The organism is Neorhizobium sp. DAR64872/K0K18, assembly GCF_050500175.1.
GTDB classification, from domain to species: domain Bacteria; phylum Pseudomonadota; class Alphaproteobacteria; order Rhizobiales; family Rhizobiaceae; genus Neorhizobium; species Neorhizobium soli.
The window spans coordinates 2888890-2909458 of sequence record NZ_CP191446.1 but is presented as its reverse complement, the minus strand read 5'-3'; the positions used below and the strand labels follow the sequence as shown (position 1 = coordinate 2909458).

Genomic DNA, 20569 nt, shown 5'->3' with positions numbered 1-20569 from the left:
GCGGGGGGCGAGGTTTCGTCCCCCGTTTGCTTATTGGGAGATCTGGCGGGCAGGTTACATCCCCTAGCCCTCGAAGCTTCCGCCATAGTCCTTCGGAACGAGGTCGGCTTGCGCATTGCCGCTCCGCACAAGCTCAAGGATCATGTCTGCCACGCGTTCGGGCGGATGTGCGAAGGATGCGGTTTGGATCTCCTGTGTCTTTGCCGATTCCAGCCCAGACCTGACAGCGCCATAAAACTCGGTCGCGGTGATGAACGGATGCATGATCGAGACGGCAATACCGGCATCGGCAAGCTCCAGGCGCGCGACACTTGAAAGCATGTTCAGCGCTGCCTTGGAACTGGTATAGGCGGCCGAGCCCGGATAGGTGGCAAGCGTTGCGCCCGAGCTGACATTGACGATGCTGCCGGCACCTTGCCTGCGCATATGGGGAATGACCGCCTGCATCATGACCAGCGGCGCGACGCAGTTGAGATCGAGCACATCTTTGAAATCCTCAATGCCGATCTCTTCGATCGTGGCATGCAGGCCCTGTCCGGCGTTGTTGACCAGAACATCGATGCGACCGTATTTCTGAGCGGCGGCCTGGACGGCTTGTTTAACCTGCTCCGGGTGCGTGACATCACAAACCACCGCCAGCGCCTCATTGCCAATCTCCCGTGCCAGCGCTTCGATGCGATCTTTCCTGCGGGCCAGCAAAACGACCCGCGCGCCGGACAAGGCCGCAGCGCGCGCCGTTGCTTCGCCGATACCCGAGGAAGCGCCGGTGACAATCACAACCGCGTCTTTGATTTCCATCTGGAATGTTCCTTCATAAAATGGTGTCCCGCGCAGCATCGCAACAAGGCTGCGCGGGTGAGTATCCGTAGACCGGAGGCGATCCCGTCGCGCGTCCGATCCGGTCTGAAATTTGCACATTCCTGCTTATGCGTTGCTCTGGACGGAAAGCCGTGCCACATCTCTGCTCATGAGCGATGCCATCAGGATGTTGAAGGAGTTTGTGGAAGAACGCGCTGCAGGCGTGCTCACGACCACGGGCATTCCCCGCGTCGACATCCTCAAGGTGACCGAACCGACCGAGCTGTTTCCCGAAATCTATCAGCCTCTGGTTAGCCTGATCCTGCAGGGAGAGAAACGCCTGCTGATCGGGAGCGAGGTGATGAATTACACGGCCGGGCAGACGTTCATCGCCTCCGTGGCGCTGCCCGTCATCGGCGAGATCGTTCACGCGAGTGCGAAAGGCCCCTATCTCGCGGTCAGGCTCACCTTCGATCGCGCGATGATCGCCGATTTGCTGCTGGACGATCCCGGCCCGGCTGTGTCGTCTGACACGCCCAGTTTTTGCGTCAGTCACGCAAGCGACAGACTGATCGACGCTTGGTTCAGGATGCTAAGCCTGATGGAGCAGCCGGATGAGATTGCGGTGATGGCGCCCCTGTTGGAACGGGAAATTCTGTTCCGATTGCTGCGCGGCCCGCAAGGCGCCGTGCTGCGGCAAGTCGCCAGCATCGACGATCGGTTCTCGCAGATTAGGAACGCCCTGATCCGAATGCGGAAGGACTTTGCCACCACCTTCCACGTGGACGATCTTGCCTCCGCTGCAAACATGAGCCCGTCCGCCTTTCAGCGGCGCTTCAAGACGAGCACCGGCCTGTCGCCGATCCAGTATCAAAAGCGGATCAGGTTGTACGAGGCGCGCGGCATGCTTTTTGCGCGGCCGGGCGATGTGGCAGCCGTCGCACTTGCCGTCGGCTATGAAAGCCTGTCCCAGTTCACCCGGGAATACGCAAGAATGTTCGGATCACCACCCGCCCGCGATGTCAGGAATTTGCGGGCGACCTCGCCGGTGGGGCCACCGGGGTATGGTGAACCACTGTTGGGGTAGGTGGCTTGTGGCTGCGGTTGTGGGCGGCAGGGAGCTTGGCCGGGCGTTAGGTTCGACCAATCAGTTTAACGCATTGCCTCTGCTATACGGAGCAGGGCCGCGTATATGATCTCCGGGTTGTCAGGTGCTACGGCATTTCGGGCGATGGTTTCGGCGTCACCGGCGATTTTATGGGCCGCACACAATGCGGTTCGGCCCTTCGGTGTCAGTTCGGTTGTGAGAACCCGGCCGCGTACCGGATGAGCCATGCGCTTGATAAGGCCGTCCCGTTCGAGTGTGGCTATGATGGACTGCATCGTCTGCGGTGTCACGAAGGCGCGCCGGGCCAAGTCCGCACTTGATAAGCCCGCGCTGAACTCCAATCCCGCCAGTACCGAATATTGTGGGGTCGTCAGTCCGATATCTCTCAGCTTGTTGTCGAGATGGCCCCGCAGCGCTTGCTGCGCTCGCTTCAGCGCGTATCCGAGCGAACGGTATGTATCATCGACGGGTGGATCCATGAGAGTGGACATATCAGGGCCCTTATACTATTGGATGTCAGTACCCTGATAATAGCGGGTCTCATTGAAAAGGATAGGCAGCCTATGGCTCGATTAATTGGACCGGATTTCATCGGCATCCAGACGAAGGATCTGGACGCCGCACTCACCTTCTATCGGGATGTCGTCGGGCTCACGCCCTCGGCGAAAGGACCTCCCGGCGCGATTGTTTTCGAAACCCACCCTATTCCATTCGCCGTTCGCACGCCGATCGAGGACTTTGATGAGACGGTAAAGCTCGGAACGGGCGTTGCAATCTGGTTTGGTTGTGACGACGCTGACGAATTGCACGCGCATCTTTCCGAGAGGGATGTGGAGATAGCATTCCCACCCAAAGACGGGCCGTTCGGGCGCTACTTCGCATTCGTCGATCCATTTGGATATACGATAACGGCGCATAACGTCTCACCGCTGTGACGAGAGCATTTGGCCTTCAGGGTGACGGCAGTCTGAGGCGTATCAAATGCTTTAGCGTCATAAGACTGAAGCGAAGTGCGTTCGATGAACGCACTTCGCTCTAAAACGGCGCCCGAAAAGCCCGAAGACCTGCCATTTTCTATTTTCCGCTAGAAGGAAGCGGAAGCAATATGAACACGTTAAGCTAAGTTCAGGGCAACTATTCTAATTTTCATATGATTATTGTGAAATATTCAAAAATATTGTTGATTTAGGTCTCTATCCAAGTCCGAGACGTCAAAATGCTTGGCGCAAGCTTTGCATTCGATAGTGCAGTACCATTTCTATACTTAAGGTATTGCTACAATGAAAATCGACACATCAACAAGTCGCCTCTACGCGAGCCAGAGCACGCAGATATCTGCGGCTTCCGACGACACCTCGGCCTCGTTTTCGGCCGCGCTGAGCACTGCCACGGCAGGTCCGTCCCAGTCGGATGCAGAGGGTGCCGAGCAGACCGACTTTACCAGCATGACCCGCCAGGAAATGCAGGACTGGTGCAATGACCAGATCCACAGCGGCAACATGTCGCTTGATGAAGGCCTGCCCTTTATGGCGATGACGATGAAAATTCCGGTGGATGGCGGCACTGCCGGCGGTTTGCAGGCTTCCGATGATGGCGAACGCGTTGATTTCACGGAAAAGGTTCGTGCCGGTATTGAGGGGGCGATGTCGCGCCATGACGAGGTTACGCGCGGAATGCTCGAGAAGGCCATGGAGACTATGCAGCAGTATCAGGACGAAACTTCCAGCGCCGACGCCCGGGCTTAAAACTCCTCAGCCCACATGCCTGCCTGAACCGACACCATCGCCACCGCACAAAAAAACGGCCGGAGCTCTCACTCCGGCCGTTCCGCATTTTACCAATCAGCCGATCAGTTCATCTGGCTGACATACTTCGTTTCCAGATAAGCCGCGACGGCTTCGGAGCCGCCTTCGGTGCCGTAGCCGGAATCCTTGACGCCGCCGAAGGGGACTTCGGGCAGCGCTAGGCCGTTGTGGTTGATGGTCAGCATGCCGGCTTCGACTTCGCGGCCGAGCGCGTGGGCTGTCTTGACCGAGCCGGTGAAGGCGTAGGATGCGAGGCCGAAGGGCAGGCGGTTTGCCTCGGTGATGGCTTCTTCATAGGTCGAGAAGCGGTTGACGATGGCGATCGGGCCGAAGGGCTCGTCGTTCATGATCTTGGCAGAGGTCGGCACATTAGCAAGAACCGTTGGTTCGAAGAAGTTGCCCTTGTTGCCGATGCGCTTGCCGCCGGTCTTCAGTTCGGCGCCGGACGAGACGGCGTCCTGGATCAGCGCTTCCATGGCCGGGATGCGGCGTTCGTTGGCAAGCGGGCCCATCGTGGTGCCGGCATCCATGCCGTTGCCAACCTTGAGGGCTTCTGCAGCCTTGACGAAGCCTTCGAGGAACTTGTCGGCGACGCCGTCCTGGATCAGGAAGCGGGTGGGCGCGACGCAGACCTGGCCGGCGTTGCGGAATTTTGACATGGCGGTCACTTCGATCGCCTTGTCGAGATCGGCGTCATTGAAGATCAGGACCGGTGCGTGGCCGCCGAGTTCCATCGTGGCGCGCTTCATGTGCTTGCCGGCGAGGCTCGCGAGATGCTTGCCGATCGGCGTCGAGCCGGTGAACGAGATCTTGCGGATGACTGGATGCGGAATGAGGTATTCCGAAACTTCCGACGGAATTCCGTAGACGAGGCCGATGACGCCTGCAGGCACGCCGGCATCTGCAAAGGCGCGGATCAGTTCGGCAGGCGATGCCGGAGTTTCCTCAGGTGCCTTGACGATGATCGAGCAGCCGGTGGCAACCGCTGCAGACAGCTTGCGGACGATCTGGTTGATCGGGAAGTTCCACGGTGTAAACGCCGCGACCGGGCCGACCGGCAGCTTGATCGTCATCTGGTTGACGCCGGAGAAACGGGCCGGAATGATCTGGCCATAGGTGCGGCGGGCTTCTTCGGCAAACCAGTCGATCGTATCGGCGGCGCCCATGATTTCCATCTTCGACTGGGCAAGCGGTTTGCCCTGTTCGCGGGTCATCATGAAGGCAATGCTATCGGCGCGCTCGCGCAACAGGTCTGCTGCCTTGCGCATCATCTTGGAACGGTCGAAAGGCGAGGTGTCGCGCCAGATCTTGAAACCCTTGTCGGCCGCTTCAAGCGCCAGATCGAGATCCGCCTTACGGGCGTGGGCAATCTTGCCGATCACTTCGTCGGTCGCGGGATCGGTGACTTCGATCGTCTCGCCGGCGATCGCATCGCGCCATTCGCCGTTGATGAAGAGCTTTACGTCGGGATAGGTCTGCATAGGGTCCACTTTCGTTCGTGAAATTCGCGCAAGGGCAGGGGCCGAGGAGGTTCGTCCGGCCGCCGGCAGAGGTGTCAAATGTTCCGGTGCCTGAGTTAAGACAAAGACGGGAGACAATCAACGGCGGGTATCGAATAAGTCATACTTATATCGATTAAACCGGGCAGCGTTTTCAGCTGCCGTGCCCCCGCGTGCTCTATAGATAGGGAGGCGTGACGGCGCTGACCACCTCGCAGCGCACAGGTCCGACATTTCGGTAGCGATGCGGCAGGCGGCTGTCGAACAGATAGGCATCGCCGCGCTTCAGGATACGGGTCTGCGTGCCGACGGTGACTTCCAGTTCGCCGGCGACAACGACGCCGCCTTCCTCCGCCTCGTGGGAAAGCATGGTTTCGCCGGTATCGGCGCCGGGCTCGTAGAATTCGTGAAACACCTGCACGCTGTGGGATTTGGCATCACCCACCTGCAACAGCGTCAGCGCGCCTGTCGACAAAGGCGTCAGTTCATCGGCCCGGTAAAAGATCTGGTCGACGGGCGGCAGCGTCAGGGCGAAGAAATCGGTCATCGGATAATTGATCGCTTCCAGGATTTTCTTCAGCGAGGCGACCGAGGGGCTGACCTTGTTCTTCTCAATCAGCGACACCAGCGAATGGGTAACGCCGGCCTTCACCGCCAGGGCCCGCTGCGACAGCCCGTGCGCCTGGCGCACCAGCCGGAGCCGATCGCCGACATCGAACGCCGCTTCGGGTTCGCTGTGCGGGCTATCGATTTCCGTTTTTTCCGTTCCGTGCATTCTTCGTGCGCACCTTCATGCATCGCCACGCCCCAAGCGGCGGCAGGGACTTGTGATACACCGAAGGGTGGGGGATGGCCAATGACGAAAAGCGGCGTAGGTGGTGAGGGGGAGGGGGTGAGTGCTTGCGAGGAGGGGGCGGGCAGACGGTTATGTGCGCAAGAGGAATGCAGCGGGAGTGTTGTCCTTCTATTTCGCTGCAGTATCATCCGTGTACCTTCTTTCCTTCGTCGTTCCGCCTTGCCAAGTAGCGGTGACGTAGCGTTTTGAAGGATTGAAATTGATGAACCAGACAGTTTCCAATGTGAAGTCACGAAACATTCTCGTGCTCGGGGCCGGGGAACTCGGCATGCCCGTCCTTCGCAATCTGGCCCGTCGTGCCAAGGGCATTGAGGACGCAAAGATAAGCGTTTTGCTTCGCGCCAGTGCCATCAAATCAGACTCGATCGCCAAACAGCGCGACGTCGCCGAAATCCGCGACTTGGATATCGAGATCGTCACAGGTGATCTGGTCAATAGCTCAATCGATGAACTCGCATCTCTGTTTGCACAGTACGATACCGTGATTGGCTGCGCTGGCTACGCGGCTGGGATTAATACACCGATTAAGTTGGCCAAGGCGGCGTTGCAGTCCGGTATTCCGCGCTATTTCCCCTGGCAGTTTGGTGTCGATTTCGAGGCCATTGGTCGAGGCGGTCCGCAGGACATCTTCGACGCTCAACTCGATGTGCGTGAACTCCTTCGCTCTCAGAGCAAGACGGATTGGGTCATCATCTCCACCGGCATGTTCATGAGTTATCTTTTCGAACCAGAATTCGGCGTCGTTGATCTGGAAAACAACGCAGTCAACGCTCTTGGCAGCCCCGATACCGCTGTCACGCTGACGACGCCCGACGACATCGGCGTGCTCACCGCTGAAATCGTCTTCTACGAGCCGACCATCAGCAACGAGATCGTCTTTCTGGCGGGCGATACCGTCACCTATGGCGAGCTTGCCGACAAGCTGGAGGCGGGTTTGAACCGGCCCTTCAGCCGGTCCGTATGGACTGTGCCCGTCCTTATGGAAGAACTGGCAAATGACCCCGAAAACATGATGCGCAAGTACCGCGCAGCCTTTGGTATCGGGCGAGGAATGGCATGGGACAAGGCCGGCACATTCAACGCGCGCGAAGGCATCAAGGTGACGGATGTGTCCGATTGGATCAACGCGAACCTGAGCGGCAAGTGACATGGCCTCTGAGATGCAGATCGACGGAAGATAACAAACGGGGAGCGCGGTATAGCCGCGCTCACAATGAGAGTTGATCCGCAGCACTATCATTACGCGGTCGAACACCGTGCCGCCGGCATCAGCGGAGCGGGCGCATGTCTCGATTGCTAAAACGTCTGCCAGGAGGGCTTTTCTGGCGGACGGGCATCAAAATCCTCGCGCGACGTTCGAAACTGTTCGGAATTCTCCACGACCCACGTCCACAGCGGGATCATGCGAATGAGAAGACCCATTCCCAGTTCTGTCAGTTCGTATTCCACCCGAGGCGGCACCTCCACGAGATCGTGACGCGTGACGAGACCATCTCTTTCGAGTTGGCGTAGCGTGCGCGTGAGCATCCGCTGCGTTACGCCGTGCATTCGTTTTCCGATGTCTGCGTGGCGAAGCCTGCCATAGACGCCGAGCGTGTGTATGACGCCGAGCGACCAACGGCTTCCCGCATGGGTGAGAACCTCGCGTCTCACCCCATCGTCGTCCTCACGAAGACCATCGCAAACCGCTTGGGAATAGCTAAGAATTTCTTCTCTGGTCATTGCTCTTGCCTCCGGTATTGCTGCCTGTCGTATTACCAGCCTTCCGAGGGCATTTCACCTGTCTCCCCGACGTGTTGGAACGTTCATAAAGTCGGCAGGGATATCCGCGTCGTTGGTGTTGCTGATGGCCGGGGACGCCTGCTGTTGTCGCAAAGCTGCCGAGGTCCGCTTTCGGCCCGTTGCGGACCTCGATGGCCCATGATAGCCCAGCGAAACTAGCCTAAACTGTTCCGAGGGGGAGTAAGAGTTGGGACAAGCACTCGTGATAATTGACATGCAAATGCTGATGCAGCATCGTCTCGACGCCGCGCGAGATCATGTCAATGGTGATACTCCAGCTAAGATCGCCTTGTTAACTGCGCAGTTTCGCAAGGAAGGTGGAACAATAATACACGTTCGCCATGGTGAGCCTGACCCCGCATCCGCAATGTATCTCGGCGCACCAGATCAGCAGGTCATGCCATGCGCTGAAGCTCTCGACGGAGAGCCGATTTTCATAAAAAGCACTTCGTCACCCTTTGCATCCACAGAGATGGAAAAATATCTCCGTGACAATGGAATTGGAACGCTGGTCGTAACAGGCGCGGTCGCTGGCTTCTGCGTCAACACCACCGTCCGGGCAGGGTCGGACCTTGGCTTCGAGATGATCATCGTTCGTGATGCCGTGCTGGGTTTCGACATGCTTGATGAGCAATTGTCCGCTCGAACAATTTTCGATGTCACAATGGCCCATCTCAAGTCAGATTTTGCTGTGTTATTAGATACACATGAGATTCTGGAAGCCCGCTGACGGCATTTCAGCAACTACCCCAAACCCACCACCCCAATCCGCACCCGCGCAAAAAAAAAGCCCGGCACGCAATAGCGGGCCGGCCCCAGACTGCTGACAAACCCTGACGAAGCTTGTTTGGCGAGAGCGATACCCCACCCTCCCTCATCCTCGCCCTTGTGGCGGGGATCCAGCGACACGACGTCTGTCGGGTCAAAAGACTCTTTCAGCTCAAGGACTTGAGCTGGCTGGATCCCCGCCACAAGGGCGAGGATGAGGGGAGTTTGCCAATAGGCTCAATTCCTAAGTAACCTGTAGAGTTGTTAGATAAGGACTTTGTCAGCAGTTTTAGCCCCACCCGCAACAGCGCGCCGGGCTAGGTTCACACCAAAAATCCCCCTCAGAAAAACGCCTGTATCCCCGTCTGCGCACGGCCCAATATCAGCGCATGAACGTCATGCGTGCCCTCATACGTGTTGACCGTTTCCAGGTTCTGGGCGTGGCGCATGACGTGGTATTCGATCTGGATGCCGTTGCCGCCGTGCATGTCGCGGGCCTGGCGGGCGATGTCGAGTGCCTTGCCGCAATTGTTGCGCTTGACGATGGAGATCATTTCCGGGGCCATCTTGTGCTGGTCCATCAGCTGGCCGACGCGAAGCGATGCCTGCAGCCCGAGCGTGATTTCGGTCTGCATGTCGGCGAGCTTCTTCTGGTAGAGCTGGGTGCCGGCGAGCGGCTTGCCGAACTGTTTGCGATCCAGCCCATACTGGCGAGCGCGGAACCAGCAGTCTTCGGCAGCGCCCATCACACCCCAGGAAATGCCGTAGCGGGCGCGGTTGAGGCAGCCGAACGGGCCTTTCAGGCCCGACACGTTGGGCAGGATGGCATCTTCGGTCACCTCGACGCCGTCCATGACGATTTCGCCTGTGATCGAGGCGCGCAGCGAAAGCTTGCCGCCGATCTTCGGGGCCGAAAGTCCCTTCATGCCCTTTTCAAGCACAAAGCCGCGGATCTCGTTGTTATGGGCTTCCGATTTCGCCCAGACGACGAAGACGTCGGCGATCGGGGCGTTGGAGATCCAGGTTTTTGCGCCGCGGAGGCGATACCCGCCTTCGATCTTCTCAGCGCGGGTCTTCATGCCGCCGGGGTCGGAGCCGGCGTCCGGTTCGGTCAGGCCGAAACAGCCGATCAGGTCACCGGAGACGAGGCCGGGCAGGTACTTTTGTTTCTGCTCGTCGGAGCCGTAGGTGAAGATCGGGTAGATCACCAGCGACGACTGGACGCTCATCATCGAGCGATAGCCGCTGTCGATGCGCTCGATCTCGCGTGCGACGAGGCCGTAGGCGACGTAGGAGGCGTTGGCGGCACCATATTCCTCAGGCAGCGTCACGCCGAGAAGGCCGGTCTGGCCCATCAGCTTGAACAGGTCCTTGTCCGTGGTTTCGTCGAGATAGGCATCGTTGATGCGGAGCGCGAGTTCGGCCTTGGCAAAGCTTGCGGCGGCATCGCGGATCATCCGCTCTTCGTCGCTCAGTTGGTCTTCGATGAGAAAGGGATCGTTCCAGTTAAACGCCATGCTTCTCGGGCCTCCGGATTTCAGCAATTCTGTTGATGGCGATTATCGCCGTGGGGCGCGCAAGGGCAAGACCCGTTTACTCAAACCGTCATGATCTATAGTCATAGGGCATGCTCACCCTTTCGCGAAAGCTTCTGCCGTCCACCTCGGCGCTTGCCGCCTTCGATTCCGTTGCCCGGCTCGGCAGCTTTTCGGCGGCCGCCGAAGAGCTGTCTTTGACGCAAGGGGCTATCAGCCGGCAGGTTTCCGGGCTTGAGGAGCAGCTGGGCATGCCGCTGTTCGAGCGCACCAGCCGTGGCGTGGTGCTGACCGAGACAGGGGCTGATTATGCCAAGTCGATCAGCGTGGCGCTGTCGCAGATCCGCTCGGCCTCGCTCGCGGCCATGAGCAAACGGCATGGCGACCAGCTGAACCTTGCGATCTTGCCGACATTCGGCACCCGCTGGCTGATGCCGCGCATTCCGCAATTCGTCGCCCGGCATCCGCAGGTGACGCTGAATTTCGCGACCCGTATCGGCGTGTTCGATTTCGACCGCGAGGGCATCGACATGGCGATCCATGTGGGCACGCCCGACTGGCCGGGGGCCGAGTGCACCTATCTGATGAGCGAAATGGTGGCGCCCGTCTGCTCGCCGGAGTTTCTGGCCAGCCACCCGATCCGCGCGGGCGAAGACCTGCTGCGGCTGCCGCTTCTGCACATGGCATCGCGCCCCGGCGCCTGGAGCCACTGGTTCGCAAGCCTTGGCATCGACACGGCACCCTCCCAGGCAATGCGCTTTGAACAGTTCTCAAGCGTTGCGCAGGCGGCGATTGCGGGGCTGGGCGTGGCGCTGATGCCGCTGTTCCTGATCGATTCCGAACTGGCGAGCGGCCAGCTCGTCGAAGCCTTCCCGCATGAAGTTACGAGCCCCAGCGCCTATTACGCGGTCGCACCCATCAGCAAACGCGATTTTAGGCCGGTGGTGGCGTTTCGGGAGTGGCTGCTGGAGGAGGTGGCGCGGTATGGGCAGGAGGTGGTGGGGTGGTGAAGGGTGACGGAACGGTGCGTCCCGCCCCTTCACCATGATCCATCCATCGCTCCTTGAGCCTATTCATCGTTGATGGTCGCAAACAGCAACGACCGGTGAACAGCCACACCCGCCAGGCTTCCATCGCCGACCGCGAGTGCAACAGAGGCCATCGGCCGCGCGGCGTCGCCGCAGGCGAAGACGCCGGGCAGGCTGGTTTCCTTCATCGCATCAGTCTTGATGGTGGCGCCAAGGGGGCCTTGTTCCATGTCGAGGCCGAGCTGCTGCGCGATCGAGGTGGAGACCTCGAAGGGAGCAAGCGCGAACAGGCCGGAGAAAGACAGGGTCCTTCCATCTACAAGCTGCACATCGGCGTGATCGGTGAGGGCCTTCACGGGGGAGCGCTCGATGACGACGCCGCGCGCTGCGAGGGATTGAAGCTGATCTCTATCCGGCTCGAATGCCTGGTTGAGAAGCAGGGTTGTCGGTCCCCAGTCAGGAAGCATCAGTGCATGGTGCATCGAGAGCGCCGAGCCGGCGATGACGCCGATCCTGCCCTGGTTGAGTTCGTAGCCGTGGCAGTAGGGGCAATGGAACACGCTTTTGCCCCAACGCTCCTTCAGCCCCTCGATGTCAGGAAGAATGTCGCGTACGCCCAGCGCCAGGATCAGCCGGCGCGAACGGTAACGGGTGTCTCTCACCAAAACGGTGACATGAGCCGCTCCGGAGCCTTTCTTACCGTTGCGCTGAACAGTCTCTGCACGACCTGAGACCCAATCCACCGTTGGGTACTCCATGACCTGTGACCGGGCCTCGGCTGCAATTTCAGCGGGATCGACATGGTCCTGGGTGAGGAAGCCGTGCGAGTGGGATGCAAACCGATTGCGCCTGAGGCCTTCGTCGATCATCAAGACCTTTCGACGCGCGCGGCCGAGTTGAAGCGCTGCCGACAGGCCAGCGTAGCTGCCTCCGATGATGATGACGTCGTAGATCGTGTCGCTCATGACTTTCTCCTTTATCTCGCAACAACATAAGTGTCGTGAAAAGATGGATCAAGCCTCATGACACTTCGATTGTATCGTGAATGACGATCGTGCTAGTGTCGGTGGGGAAAGCACGAGAGGGAGCAGAGGATGAGGCAGGACAGTCGGCTATCGCGCATGCTGCATGTGTTGATCCATATGGGACGACACGACGGGGCGATGACATCCGAGATGATCGCACAGATGCTCGACGCCAACCCTGTCGTTATCCGGCGCACCATGGCGGGACTGCGCGACGAAGGGTATGTCAGCTCCGTAAAAGGGCATGGTGGCGGCTGGACGCTGGCGCGTCCTCTCGAGGAGCTGACGCTTCTCGATATCTACCGGGCGGTCGGAGAACCGTCGATCTTTGCGGTTGGACCCGCTTACGACATGCCGGGATGTCCGATCGAACAGGCGGTCAACGGGACTTTGACGGACGTCTTCAACGAAGCCGAGGAGCTGTTGCGCAAGAGGTTTGCCGGGGTAACGCTTGCCGATATCGCCAACGGGTTTCGAGGATCGAGCGAACAGGACGACGGTCAACGATGCACGCCATGACCGCAGGCGACATCCCAACCATGTCTTCGGCCGCGGACTAATCCCTCTGTAGATCAAGCCCTCCGCTTCACGCCGGGTGCGCCCCCAAGCGCATGCTGTGGTGCTGGATTTTCGCTCTGGCCGCCCAGGGCGTGAGTTTGCAACCGTCCGGCGGGGCTCGACTCCTCATCCGTTTTCTGCTTTTCTGATTAAACGATTAATCAGAGCGCCTCGATGGCTCCCATCCGCCCCGGTTCGAACATGACTGCGATAGCGAGCGCCCTTGGCGTGTCGGCGGCGACCGTGTCGAATGCGTTGTCGGGCAAGGGGCGGGTTTCGCCGGAGCTTGGGGCGAGGATCCGGGCGAAGGCCGAGGAGCTTGGGTATGTGCCGAGCGTGACGGCGAGGGCGCTTCGCACGGGGCGCAGCCGCGTCATCGGGCTGGTGCTTCCCGATATCGCCAATCCGCTTTTCCCGCAGATCGCTCAGGCGATCGAGAATGCTGCAGCCGATGCCGGGTACGGCGTTTTGATCGCCGACAGCCGTGGTGACAGTTCGATGCAGACGCTGGCGATCCAGCGGCTGGTCGAGCGTCAGGTGGACGGTATCGTCATCGTCCCGCGGCTCGGTACCCGCATTGCCGACCTCGGTTGCCCGGTCGCCGTCATCGACAGCCCGTCGACTCCAGGCAACACGGTTTCTTCCGATCACTGGCAGGGTGGGCAGGTGGTCGCCGATCATCTGGTCGGGCTCGGCCACAGGAATTTCGTGCTGATCGGCGCCAATCCACTTTCGAACGTTCAGAACGACCGCATCGGCGGCATGAAATCGCGCCTGCCGAAGGGTTCCCGCTTCGAGACGATCTGGATCGAAAAGCTTGAGGCGCTGGCGGGAGCCGGCTGTTCGCTCGGCTTGAAGCAGAAGGTCGAGCTCGGGTTTACCGCTTTTGCCGCCACGAGCGATCTGCATGCGTTGCGAGCGCTGACCGAACTGCAGCAATCCGGCATCCGCATTCCGCGTCAGGCAAGCGTCACCGGTTTCGACGATCTCGTCTGGTCTTCGGTGGTTTCGCCCGGCCTCACCACCGTGCGCCAGGATATGGCGGCGATCGCGGAGATTGCTGTCGGCGCGCTGGTCGGCGTGATCGGTGACGATACGGCCGAGCCTGATGCTGCGACCATCACGGTCGGCGTCACAGCCGTCGCAAAGACCGATCGCGTGCCGATGACACTCGTTGCCCGCCAGACCACCGCATCCGTTTCCAGCCCCGAATTTTCACCCGAATCCCCCAGCCTTGGAAGGGAATGACCCATGAAGACCCTGATTACCGCATCCGCCACCCTGTTGCTTGCCACGACAGGCCTTGCCCAGGCTCAGGACAAGACGCTGACCATTTCCGTCTATGCGCTGGCGCAGGACGAATACAAGCAGATCGTCTATGATCCCTTCCAGGCGATCTGCGGCTGCAAGCTGGTGGTCGAGACCGGCAACAGCGTCGAGCGGGTGGCCAAGATGGAGGCCAACAAGGCCAATCCGGTCATCGACATGGCCGTCGTCTCCATGGCCGATGCGCTGTCGGCGTCCCGCAAGGATCTGACCGACACGATCGACACAGCCAAGCTCAAGAGCTTCAACGCGCTGTACGACATCGCCAAGGATCCGAACCAGGACGGCAAGAGCGTCGGCTACACGTTCTACGCCAACTCGATCGTCTACCGGTCCGACAAGATGAAGATCGAAAGCTGGGCGGATCTGTTCAAGCCGGAATATGTCGGCCATATCGCGTTTCCGAACATCACCACCAATGGCGCGGCACCGACGCTCTACATGCTTGGCCAGGCGCTGGGCAAGGATACGCCTGACCTTGCAGCCCCGATCGCGACTATCGGTGAAAACAAGGACGAGATCGTCACCTTCTACGAGAAATCCTCGCAGCTGGTGCAGCTGATGAAGCAGGAAGAGATCTGGGCGGCACCCGCCGGGCGTTTCGCCTGGGCACCGTTTACCAAGCTTGGCCTGCCGATGGCATGGGCCACCCCGAAGGAAGGCCAGGCCGGCGGCATGAATGTCATGGTCGTCACCAAGGGTTCCAAGAACCGCGACCTCGCGCTGCAGTTCATGGATTTCTGGCTCTCGACCGAGATCCAGACCAAGCTTGCCGAAAAGCTGGTGGACAGCCCTGCCAACAGCGAGGTGAAGGTGTCCGACGAGATCGCCGGCAATCTCACCTTCGGCAAGGCAACCGCCGAAAGCCTCAAGTTCATCCCGTCTGCCGTCGCCCTCGATAACCGCGCCGGCTGGATCAAGACCTGGAACGACAAGGTCGGGCAGTAAGCTTCAGCAAACCGCGCGCCTTGCGGCGCCGCAAACCTTTCGGCCCGGGTTCCGGGCTGAAAGGGCGCGGCCTGCGAAGCGCGCGGGAATGATGACGTGACACAGTTCGACGATACTACCGGAGACCACGCATGTTTCAAAACCGGGCCGAGGCGTTTGCACTCGCGCTGCCTGCCGCAATTTTTGCGGCGGCGGTGTTTATCGTGCCGGTGCTGATCCTTCTGTCTGACGGGTTCAGGAGCCTTGATGGCGGCTGGACGCTTGCGGCGTATGGCGAGTTCTTTTCCTCGCCGCTCAATCAGGCGGTGTTTTTGCGCACGCTGAAACTCGGCGCGCTGGTGACGGTGGTTTCGGCGGTGATCGGCTATGCGGCGGCATTTTCCATCGTCAGCCTGTCGCCCACCGCCAAGGGGCGCATGACCGGGCTGGTCGTTTTGCCGCTGATGATCTCGCCGGTGGCGCGCACCTATGCGTGGATTGTCATTCTCGGCCGGACCGGCATCGTCAACCAGGCCTTCCAGGCGCTGGGGCTGAGCGAGGCGCCGCTGCGCATCCTGTTTTCCGAAACGGCAATCTTTATCGGCCTGCTGCAGCTGTTTCTGCCGCTGATGATCATCTCGCTGATCTCGGCGCTCGAGAATATGCCCAAGGATGCGGTTCCGGCAGCAAGAGTGCTCGGCGCCAACTGGTTCCAGGTGTTCTGGAAGGTCATCCTGCCGCTCACCAAGGAGGGGTTGGTCATCGGCGGTACGCTGGTCTTCACCGGTTGCCTCACCGCCTATATCACGCCGGCCATCCTTGGCGGCTCCAAGGTGCTGATGCTGGAAACGCTGATGTACCAGCAGGTTGCCGTCAGCAACAATTTCGTCGCCGCAAGCGTCATTGCCTGCATCCTGATCGTCATGAGCTTTGCCGCCAACCTTCTCCTGAAGCGGGTGGCAACGGCGCGCAACACGCAGAGAAAGGCCGCCCGATGACCGCTCGCAGCCTGTTTGTCCCCGCCACGCTGTTTCTGCTGGCGACCTTCCTGATCGGGCCGTTTCTGATCATCGTCGCGGCGTCGTTTTCGGCTGGCGAGACATTGGCGTTTCCGCCGCAAGGCTTTTCGCTGCAGTGGATCCTCAAGGTCTTCACGGTCGAAAGCTTTCGAGCCTCGTTCGCGATGTCGATGTTTCTGGCGATCGGCGGCACGGCGGCAGCGCTGGTGCTCGGCATTCCCGCATCCTACGCGCTGTCGCGCTACCGGCTGCCGGGGGCAGAAATCATCCGCACCATCGTTTCGGCGCCGATCATCGTACCCGGCATCATCGTCGGCCTTTCGCTGCTGCGCTATGTGGTCGTGCCGTTCGGCGTCGGCATCACGCTTGCGCTGTTTCTCGCCCATACCGCGCTGATCCTGCCCTATGCAGTGCGCGTCGTTTCGGCGAGCCTCGACAACCTGCGCTCGGATATCGAGGAGGCTGCAGTGCTTTTGGGCTCGTCCCGGCTTGGTGCCTTCTTCCGGGTGGTCATGCCCAACATCAAGGGCGGCATTCTTTCGGCCTTCATCCTCGGCTTCGTCACCTCGTTCAACCAGGTGCCCGTATCGCTGTTCCTGTCCGGTCCCGGTGTGCGCACGCTGCCGATCGACATGATGGCCTATATGGAAATCGTCTTCGATCCGTCGGTTGCGGCGCTCTCGTCGCTGCTCGCCTTCCTGTCCATCGGCATCGTTTTTGCTGCTGAACGCTTTCTCGGATTTTCCCGCTATGTCTGATCAATCCTATCTCTCGCTTGAAAAGCTGACGCTTGCCTATGGCGACAGCGTGGCCGTTGCCGATCTCGACCTGTCGGTCCGGCGCGGCGAACTCATCGCGCTGCTTGGCCCCTCGGGCTGCGGCAAGACGACGACCATGCGGGCAATCGCCGGTCTGTTGCCGGTGAAATCCGGCAAGGTCATCCTCGACGGCGAGGACATGACGCGCACGGCGCCGAACAAGCGTGCCGTCGGGCTGGTGTTTCAGTCCTACGCGCTGTTCCCGCATCTCTCCGTCTACGAAAACGTCGCCTTCGGGTTGCGGCTGAAGGGCATGAAGGGCGCGGAACTGGATGCCAAGGTGCAGTCGGGCATCGCCTCCGTCGGGCTGACCAAATTTGCCGACCGCAAGCCGGCCGAGCTTTCCGGCGGCCAGCAGCAGCGCGTGGCGCTTGCCCGCTCGATGGTGATGGAGCCGAAGGTTCTGCTGCTCGACGAGCCGCTGTCCAATCTCGATGCCCGGCTGCGGCTGGAAATGCGCACCGAACTGCAGCGCGTGCAGCGCGAGACCGGCGTGACGATGATCTTCGTCACCCACGACCAGGCCGAAGCCCTGTCGCTTGCCGACCGGATCGTCGTCATGAAGAACGGCGCGATCGAGCAGATCGGCACGCCGGAAGATATCTACAACCGGCCGACGTCCTCGTTCGTGGCGGATTTCGTCGGGTTCGAGAACATCTTTGCGCTGGAAGGCGGCGGGCTGAAGACGGACAACGGCAGCGTTCCGCTCTCGGTCGCACCCGGCCTGGAGGCGCCTAAGGCTGCGGGTCTCGCCTGGCGTCCGCGCATGGTGACGCTTGGAACCGGTCCGTTTCGCGGAACCGTGCGCGGCACATCGTTTGCCGGCCATTCCCGCGAATATTTGCTGGACAGCGCGCTCGGTCCGATCAAGGCTGAGGTGGATGCTTCCGAACCGGTGCATGTGTCCGGCTCGGACCTGTCATTCGACCTGCCGGTACACAAGGCCGCGCAACTTTCGCGCATTGCCTGAGGAGATATAGCCATGGGCATCTGGATCGACACCGATATGGGCTTCGACGACATCGCAGCGATCATGGTCGCAGCGCATGCCGGCCTCGGCGTGGACGGGGTTTCGCTTGTGTTCGGCAATGCACCGATTGAACGGGTGCGCGGCAATGCGGCCGGTGCCTGTGCGGCCTTCGTCTGGCCGTTCCCGGTTCACGCGGGCCGCGCCTTTCCAGTGATGGGCAGGCTTGAGACAGCGCAGGACGTGCTGGGCGATGAAGGCATGCCGAGCGCCGGTCTGCACCTGCCGGACATGCCCGACACATTTCACGACGATGCTTTCGAGGCGCTGTGCCGGTGGCTGGAAAAGAGCGACGGCGACGCGCGCCGGATCCTTGCAATGGGGCCGCTCACCAATATCGCAGCCGTTGCGCTGGCACGGCCGGATCTTGCCGCCAAGATCACCGATCTCACCTGGATGGGCGGCAGCCTGACGGCCGGAAATCAGACAGCATCTGCCGAATTCAACGCCTGGGCGGATCCGGAAGCTGTGGCCATCGTGCTTGCGCATCAGATCCCGCTCAGGATGGTCGATCTCGATATCTGCCGCAAGGTTTTGTGCTTTCCAGACGATGTGGCGCCGATCCGGGCTGCCGGCGGACGCAATGCGACGCTGGTGGCCGATCTCCTGGCCGGCTTCGTCGAGATCGCCACCAGCCGCGGCCGGCCGGCGATGGCGCTTTACGATGCGGTTGCCGCTTTCGCCTTCGCCTATCCGGATCACGTCACCTGGCGCGAGGCGCGCATCGACATGGAAACCGCCGGTACCGTGACGCGTGGGCGGACCGTGGTGGAGACCCGGGCGGCCAAGGTTAGCGGTTTCAACGGATCCTATGCGGCGGAGATCGACGTCGAAAAGGCGCGCGATACGATCCTTGAAACCCTCAAGGCGGAGGCAACGTGGTGATGAGCGGCGAGATGAAGACCATCGTGACTGACATCTACGGGTTTACCGATGCGGGCTTGCGCGACCGGGCCGTGATCGCTGCCCGCGGCGATGCGCCTTTCGACATCCTGATCACCGGCGGCACCCTGGTCGACATGGTGACGGGCGAACTCCGCGCAGCCGATATCGGCCTTGTCGGACCGCTGATTGCCAGCGTCCACGCGCCGGCAAGCCGCAGCGATGCGGACCGTGTGATCGATGCCGGCGGAGCCTTCGTGTCGCCGGGGCTGATCGATACGCATATGCATATCGAAAGCTCGATGGTGACGCCGGCCACTTACGCGCAAACCGTGCTGCCGCGCGGCGTCACCACCGTCGTGTGGGATCCGCACGAATTCGGCAACGTCAACGGTGTCGATGGCGTGCGCTGGGCGGTCGAGGCGGTGAAGTGCCTGCCGCTGCGGTGCCTGGTTCTTGCGCCGTCTTGCGTACCGTCTGCACCGGGGCTCGAAATGGCGGGCGCCAGTTTCGAAGCTGATGCGATCGAGGAAATGCTTTACTGGCCGAAGATCGCCGGTCTGGCCGAAGTGATGAACATGCGCGGCGTGATTGATCGCGACCCGCGCATGAGCGAGATCGTCCAAGTGGCGCTGGCTGCGGAAAAGCTGGTCTGCGGCCATGCCCGCGGGCTTGCCGATGCGGATCTCAATGCCTTCATGGCGTCGGGCATCACCTCCGACCACGAGCTTGTCTCCGGCGCGGACCTGATCGCCAAGCTGCGCGCCGGACTGACGGTGGAGCTTCGCGGCAGCCATGACCATCTTCTGCCGGAGTTCGTCGCTGCACTTGGCGAACTCGGCCGTCTGCCGCAGACGCTGACGCTCTGCACCGACGATGTGTTTCCTGACGATCTCGTCGATGGCGGCGGGCTGGACGATGTGGTGCGCAGGCTGGTGCGCTACGGCATGAAGCCGGAATGGGCGCTTCAGGCCGCAACGCTGAATGCGGCCCAGCGCATCGGACGCGCCGATCTCGGCCTGATTGCCGCCGGGCGTCGTGCCGATATCGCTATCTTCGAGGATCTCACGGAATTTCGCGCCCGGCATGTGCTGGCCAGCGGTACGGAAGTTGGCTGCCGCGGAGCGATCTCGGTCGAGATCAAACCGACCGATCCGGCTCCGCTGACGGCTTCGGTCAAGCTCAAGCCTTTGCAAGCGGACGATTTCCGGGTTCGGTCGGAAGGCGCAAAGGTGCGCCTTGCCACGATCGACCGGCCACGGTTCACCCGCTGGGGGACAGCGGATGCCGATGTCGTCGATGGTTTCGTGGTGCCGCCCGACGGTGCGACGCTGATCGCCGTGACCCACCGCCATGGCCGGGCCGACTGCCGCACGCGCGTCGGTTTTCTCACCGGCTGGGGCACATGGCGCGGCGCTTTTGCCACCACGCTCGCGCATGACAGCCATAACCTGACCGTGTTCGGCGCCGATCCGGTCGATATGGCCGCTGCCGCCAATGCTGTCATCTCCGCCGGTGGCGGCATGGCGGTGGCGATCAACGGCAAGGTGGAGGTGCTGCTGCCGCTGCCGCTCTCGGGTCTCGTTTCGGAAGCGCCGATGGAAGAGGTGGCCGACGGCTTTCGTGCCATCCGCGCCGCGATGGACGGCATCGTCGACTGGACGCCGCCCTATCTTGTGTTCAAGGCCTGCTTTGGCGCGACGCTTGCCTGCAATCCCGGTCCGCACCAGACCGACAGGGGCATCGCCGATGTCGCAACAGGCAAGGTGCTGGAAAGCCCCGTTCTCGAAATTCTCGGATAAGGGGCG

Annotated in this window: 21 protein-coding genes; 14 read left to right on the top strand and 7 right to left on the bottom strand. The window is 60.9% G+C overall.

Features of this window, described 5'->3' with window-relative positions; genetic code table 11:
* Window positions 1–63: 63 nt before the first annotated feature.
* Window positions 64–798: an SDR family oxidoreductase gene (locus tag ACQY1P_RS19745; protein WP_430255048.1), complete on the bottom strand. Its 735-nt coding sequence runs from the start codon at window positions 796–798 to the stop codon at window positions 64–66.
* A gap of 169 nt (window positions 799–967) precedes the next feature.
* Between ACQY1P_RS19745 and ACQY1P_RS19740 the strand changes: the two genes are divergently transcribed.
* Window positions 968–1885: an AraC family transcriptional regulator gene (locus tag ACQY1P_RS19740; protein WP_430255046.1), complete on the top strand. Its 918-nt coding sequence runs from the start codon at window positions 968–970 to the stop codon at window positions 1883–1885.
* Between the two features lie 65 nt (window positions 1886–1950).
* Here ACQY1P_RS19740 and ACQY1P_RS19735 read toward each other — a convergent pair whose 3' ends face one another.
* Entirely contained in the window at window positions 1951–2397 is a 447-nt protein-coding gene (locus ACQY1P_RS19735) for a MarR family winged helix-turn-helix transcriptional regulator (RefSeq protein WP_174197024.1), read from the bottom strand.
* 72 nt (window positions 2398–2469) lie between these two features.
* Between ACQY1P_RS19735 and ACQY1P_RS19730 the strand changes: the two genes are divergently transcribed.
* Entirely contained in the window at window positions 2470–2841 is a 372-nt protein-coding gene (locus tag ACQY1P_RS19730; RefSeq protein ID WP_430242215.1) for a VOC family protein, read from the top strand.
* A gap of 345 nt (window positions 2842–3186) precedes the next feature.
* Window positions 3187–3651 (top strand): hypothetical protein, encoded by a 465-nt coding sequence (locus ACQY1P_RS19725; protein ID WP_430255044.1) that lies wholly within the window; start codon window positions 3187–3189, stop codon window positions 3649–3651.
* A 104-nt stretch (window positions 3652–3755) separates the two neighbouring features.
* Here ACQY1P_RS19725 and ACQY1P_RS19720 read toward each other — a convergent pair whose 3' ends face one another.
* Window positions 3756–5192: an NAD-dependent succinate-semialdehyde dehydrogenase gene (locus ACQY1P_RS19720; RefSeq protein ID WP_092659613.1), complete on the bottom strand. Its 1437-nt coding sequence runs from the start codon at window positions 5190–5192 to the stop codon at window positions 3756–3758.
* 196 nt (window positions 5193–5388) lie between these two features.
* Entirely contained in the window at window positions 5389–5985 is a 597-nt protein-coding gene (locus ACQY1P_RS19715; protein WP_430255042.1) for a cupin domain-containing protein, read from the bottom strand.
* 283 nt (window positions 5986–6268) lie between these two features.
* Here ACQY1P_RS19715 and ACQY1P_RS19710 point away from each other — a divergent pair, with 283 nt between their 5' ends.
* A complete protein-coding gene (locus ACQY1P_RS19710) occupies window positions 6269–7213 on the top strand; it encodes an aromatic alcohol reductase (protein WP_430255040.1) in 945 nt (314 codons plus the stop codon).
* Window positions 7214–7362: 149 nt separating this feature from the next.
* Here the strand turns inward: ACQY1P_RS19710 and ACQY1P_RS19705 are convergent, their stop codons facing one another.
* On the bottom strand, window positions 7363–7788 hold the full coding sequence (locus tag ACQY1P_RS19705) for a winged helix-turn-helix transcriptional regulator (RefSeq protein ID WP_062456648.1): 426 nt from the start codon (window positions 7786–7788) through the stop codon (window positions 7363–7365).
* Window positions 7789–8035: 247 nt separating this feature from the next.
* Here ACQY1P_RS19705 and ACQY1P_RS19700 point away from each other — a divergent pair, with 247 nt between their 5' ends.
* Window positions 8036–8578: an isochorismatase family protein gene (locus ACQY1P_RS19700; protein WP_430255038.1), complete on the top strand. Its 543-nt coding sequence runs from the start codon at window positions 8036–8038 to the stop codon at window positions 8576–8578.
* Between the two features lie 379 nt (window positions 8579–8957).
* On the opposite strand, the gene ACQY1P_RS19695 is transcribed toward ACQY1P_RS19700, so the two are convergent.
* Window positions 8958–10133 carry an acyl-CoA dehydrogenase gene (locus tag ACQY1P_RS19695; RefSeq protein ID WP_430255036.1) on the bottom strand — a complete coding sequence of 392 codons (1176 nt, stop codon included), beginning with the start codon at window positions 10131–10133 and terminating at the stop codon, window positions 8958–8960.
* 110 nt (window positions 10134–10243) lie between these two features.
* Here ACQY1P_RS19695 and ACQY1P_RS19690 point away from each other — a divergent pair, with 110 nt between their 5' ends.
* Complete coding sequence (locus tag ACQY1P_RS19690) at window positions 10244–11161, top strand: LysR family transcriptional regulator (protein ID WP_174196875.1); 918 nt, start codon at window positions 10244–10246, stop codon at window positions 11159–11161.
* A gap of 59 nt (window positions 11162–11220) precedes the next feature.
* Here the strand turns inward: ACQY1P_RS19690 and ACQY1P_RS19685 are convergent, their stop codons facing one another.
* Window positions 11221–12144: an NAD(P)/FAD-dependent oxidoreductase gene (locus ACQY1P_RS19685; RefSeq protein ID WP_430255034.1), complete on the bottom strand. Its 924-nt coding sequence runs from the start codon at window positions 12142–12144 to the stop codon at window positions 11221–11223.
* 129 nt (window positions 12145–12273) lie between these two features.
* Here ACQY1P_RS19685 and ACQY1P_RS19680 point away from each other — a divergent pair, with 129 nt between their 5' ends.
* The 8 genes from ACQY1P_RS19680 to ACQY1P_RS19645 all read left to right on the top strand — a co-directional run bounded on the left by ACQY1P_RS19680 (window position 12274) and on the right by ACQY1P_RS19645 (window position 20563).
* Window positions 12274–12723, top strand: coding sequence for an Rrf2 family transcriptional regulator (locus ACQY1P_RS19680; RefSeq protein ID WP_325263324.1), 450 nt, complete (start codon window positions 12274–12276; stop codon window positions 12721–12723).
* Between the two features lie 213 nt (window positions 12724–12936).
* Window positions 12937–14010: a LacI family DNA-binding transcriptional regulator gene (locus tag ACQY1P_RS19675; RefSeq protein WP_430255032.1), complete on the top strand. Its 1074-nt coding sequence runs from the start codon at window positions 12937–12939 to the stop codon at window positions 14008–14010.
* Window positions 14011–14013: 3 nt separating this feature from the next.
* Window positions 14014–15036 carry an ABC transporter substrate-binding protein gene (locus ACQY1P_RS19670; RefSeq protein WP_430255030.1) on the top strand — a complete coding sequence of 341 codons (1023 nt, stop codon included), beginning with the start codon at window positions 14014–14016 and terminating at the stop codon, window positions 15034–15036.
* Window positions 15037–15167: 131 nt separating this feature from the next.
* The gene (locus ACQY1P_RS19665) at window positions 15168–16013 is read left to right on the top strand and encodes an ABC transporter permease (RefSeq protein WP_430255028.1); all 846 of its coding nucleotides are present in this window, start codon (window positions 15168–15170) and stop codon (window positions 16011–16013) included.
* Window positions 16010–16792: an ABC transporter permease gene (locus ACQY1P_RS19660; protein ID WP_092659627.1), complete on the top strand. Its 783-nt coding sequence runs from the start codon at window positions 16010–16012 to the stop codon at window positions 16790–16792. The genes ACQY1P_RS19665 and ACQY1P_RS19660 overlap by 4 nt, the downstream gene beginning before the upstream one ends.
* The gene (locus ACQY1P_RS19655; protein WP_430255026.1) at window positions 16785–17822 is read left to right on the top strand and encodes an ABC transporter ATP-binding protein; all 1038 of its coding nucleotides are present in this window, start codon (window positions 16785–16787) and stop codon (window positions 17820–17822) included. The genes ACQY1P_RS19660 and ACQY1P_RS19655 overlap by 8 nt, the downstream gene beginning before the upstream one ends.
* 12 nt (window positions 17823–17834) lie before the next feature.
* A complete protein-coding gene (locus ACQY1P_RS19650) occupies window positions 17835–18764 on the top strand; it encodes a nucleoside hydrolase (RefSeq protein ID WP_430255024.1) in 930 nt (309 codons plus the stop codon).
* Entirely contained in the window at window positions 18764–20563 is a 1800-nt protein-coding gene (locus ACQY1P_RS19645; protein WP_430255022.1) for an adenine deaminase, read from the top strand. The genes ACQY1P_RS19650 and ACQY1P_RS19645 overlap by 1 nt, the downstream gene beginning before the upstream one ends.
* Window positions 20564–20569: the final 6 nt, after the last annotated feature.

What these genes read in the sequence shown, in the direction of transcription:
- ACQY1P_RS19690 (WP_174196875.1), top strand. Translation starts at nt 10,244, where the DNA reads ATGCTCACCCTTTCGCGAAAGCTTCTGCCGTCCACCTCGGCGCTTGCC.
- ACQY1P_RS19740 (WP_430255046.1), top strand. Translation starts at nt 968, where the DNA reads ATGAGCGATGCCATCAGGATGTTGAAGGAGTTTGTGGAAGAACGCGCT.
- ACQY1P_RS19655 (WP_430255026.1), top strand. Translation starts at nt 16,785, where the DNA reads ATGTCTGATCAATCCTATCTCTCGCTTGAAAAGCTGACGCTTGCCTAT.
- ACQY1P_RS19680 (WP_325263324.1), top strand. Translation starts at nt 12,274, where the DNA reads ATGAGGCAGGACAGTCGGCTATCGCGCATGCTGCATGTGTTGATCCAT.
- ACQY1P_RS19650 (WP_430255024.1), top strand. Translation starts at nt 17,835, where the DNA reads ATGGGCATCTGGATCGACACCGATATGGGCTTCGACGACATCGCAGCG.
- ACQY1P_RS19645 (WP_430255022.1), top strand. Translation starts at nt 18,764, where the DNA reads ATGAGCGGCGAGATGAAGACCATCGTGACTGACATCTACGGGTTTACC.
- ACQY1P_RS19735 (WP_174197024.1), bottom strand. Translation starts at nt 2,397, where the DNA reads ATGTCCACTCTCATGGATCCACCCGTCGATGATACATACCGTTCGCTC.
- ACQY1P_RS19745 (WP_430255048.1), bottom strand. Translation starts at nt 798, where the DNA reads ATGGAAATCAAAGACGCGGTTGTGATTGTCACCGGCGCTTCCTCGGGT.
- ACQY1P_RS19705 (WP_062456648.1), bottom strand. Translation starts at nt 7,788, where the DNA reads ATGACCAGAGAAGAAATTCTTAGCTATTCCCAAGCGGTTTGCGATGGT.
- ACQY1P_RS19715 (WP_430255042.1), bottom strand. Translation starts at nt 5,985, where the DNA reads ATGCACGGAACGGAAAAAACGGAAATCGATAGCCCGCACAGCGAACCC.
- ACQY1P_RS19730 (WP_430242215.1), top strand. Translation starts at nt 2,470, where the DNA reads ATGGCTCGATTAATTGGACCGGATTTCATCGGCATCCAGACGAAGGAT.
- ACQY1P_RS19670 (WP_430255030.1), top strand. Translation starts at nt 14,014, where the DNA reads ATGAAGACCCTGATTACCGCATCCGCCACCCTGTTGCTTGCCACGACA.
- ACQY1P_RS19710 (WP_430255040.1), top strand. Translation starts at nt 6,269, where the DNA reads ATGAACCAGACAGTTTCCAATGTGAAGTCACGAAACATTCTCGTGCTC.
- ACQY1P_RS19675 (WP_430255032.1), top strand. Translation starts at nt 12,937, where the DNA reads ATGGCTCCCATCCGCCCCGGTTCGAACATGACTGCGATAGCGAGCGCC.
- ACQY1P_RS19720 (WP_092659613.1), bottom strand. Translation starts at nt 5,192, where the DNA reads ATGCAGACCTATCCCGACGTAAAGCTCTTCATCAACGGCGAATGGCGC.
- ACQY1P_RS19665 (WP_430255028.1), top strand. Translation starts at nt 15,168, where the DNA reads ATGTTTCAAAACCGGGCCGAGGCGTTTGCACTCGCGCTGCCTGCCGCA.
- ACQY1P_RS19695 (WP_430255036.1), bottom strand. Translation starts at nt 10,133, where the DNA reads ATGGCGTTTAACTGGAACGATCCCTTTCTCATCGAAGACCAACTGAGC.
- ACQY1P_RS19725 (WP_430255044.1), top strand. Translation starts at nt 3,187, where the DNA reads ATGAAAATCGACACATCAACAAGTCGCCTCTACGCGAGCCAGAGCACG.
- ACQY1P_RS19685 (WP_430255034.1), bottom strand. Translation starts at nt 12,144, where the DNA reads ATGAGCGACACGATCTACGACGTCATCATCATCGGAGGCAGCTACGCT.
- ACQY1P_RS19660 (WP_092659627.1), top strand. Translation starts at nt 16,010, where the DNA reads ATGACCGCTCGCAGCCTGTTTGTCCCCGCCACGCTGTTTCTGCTGGCG.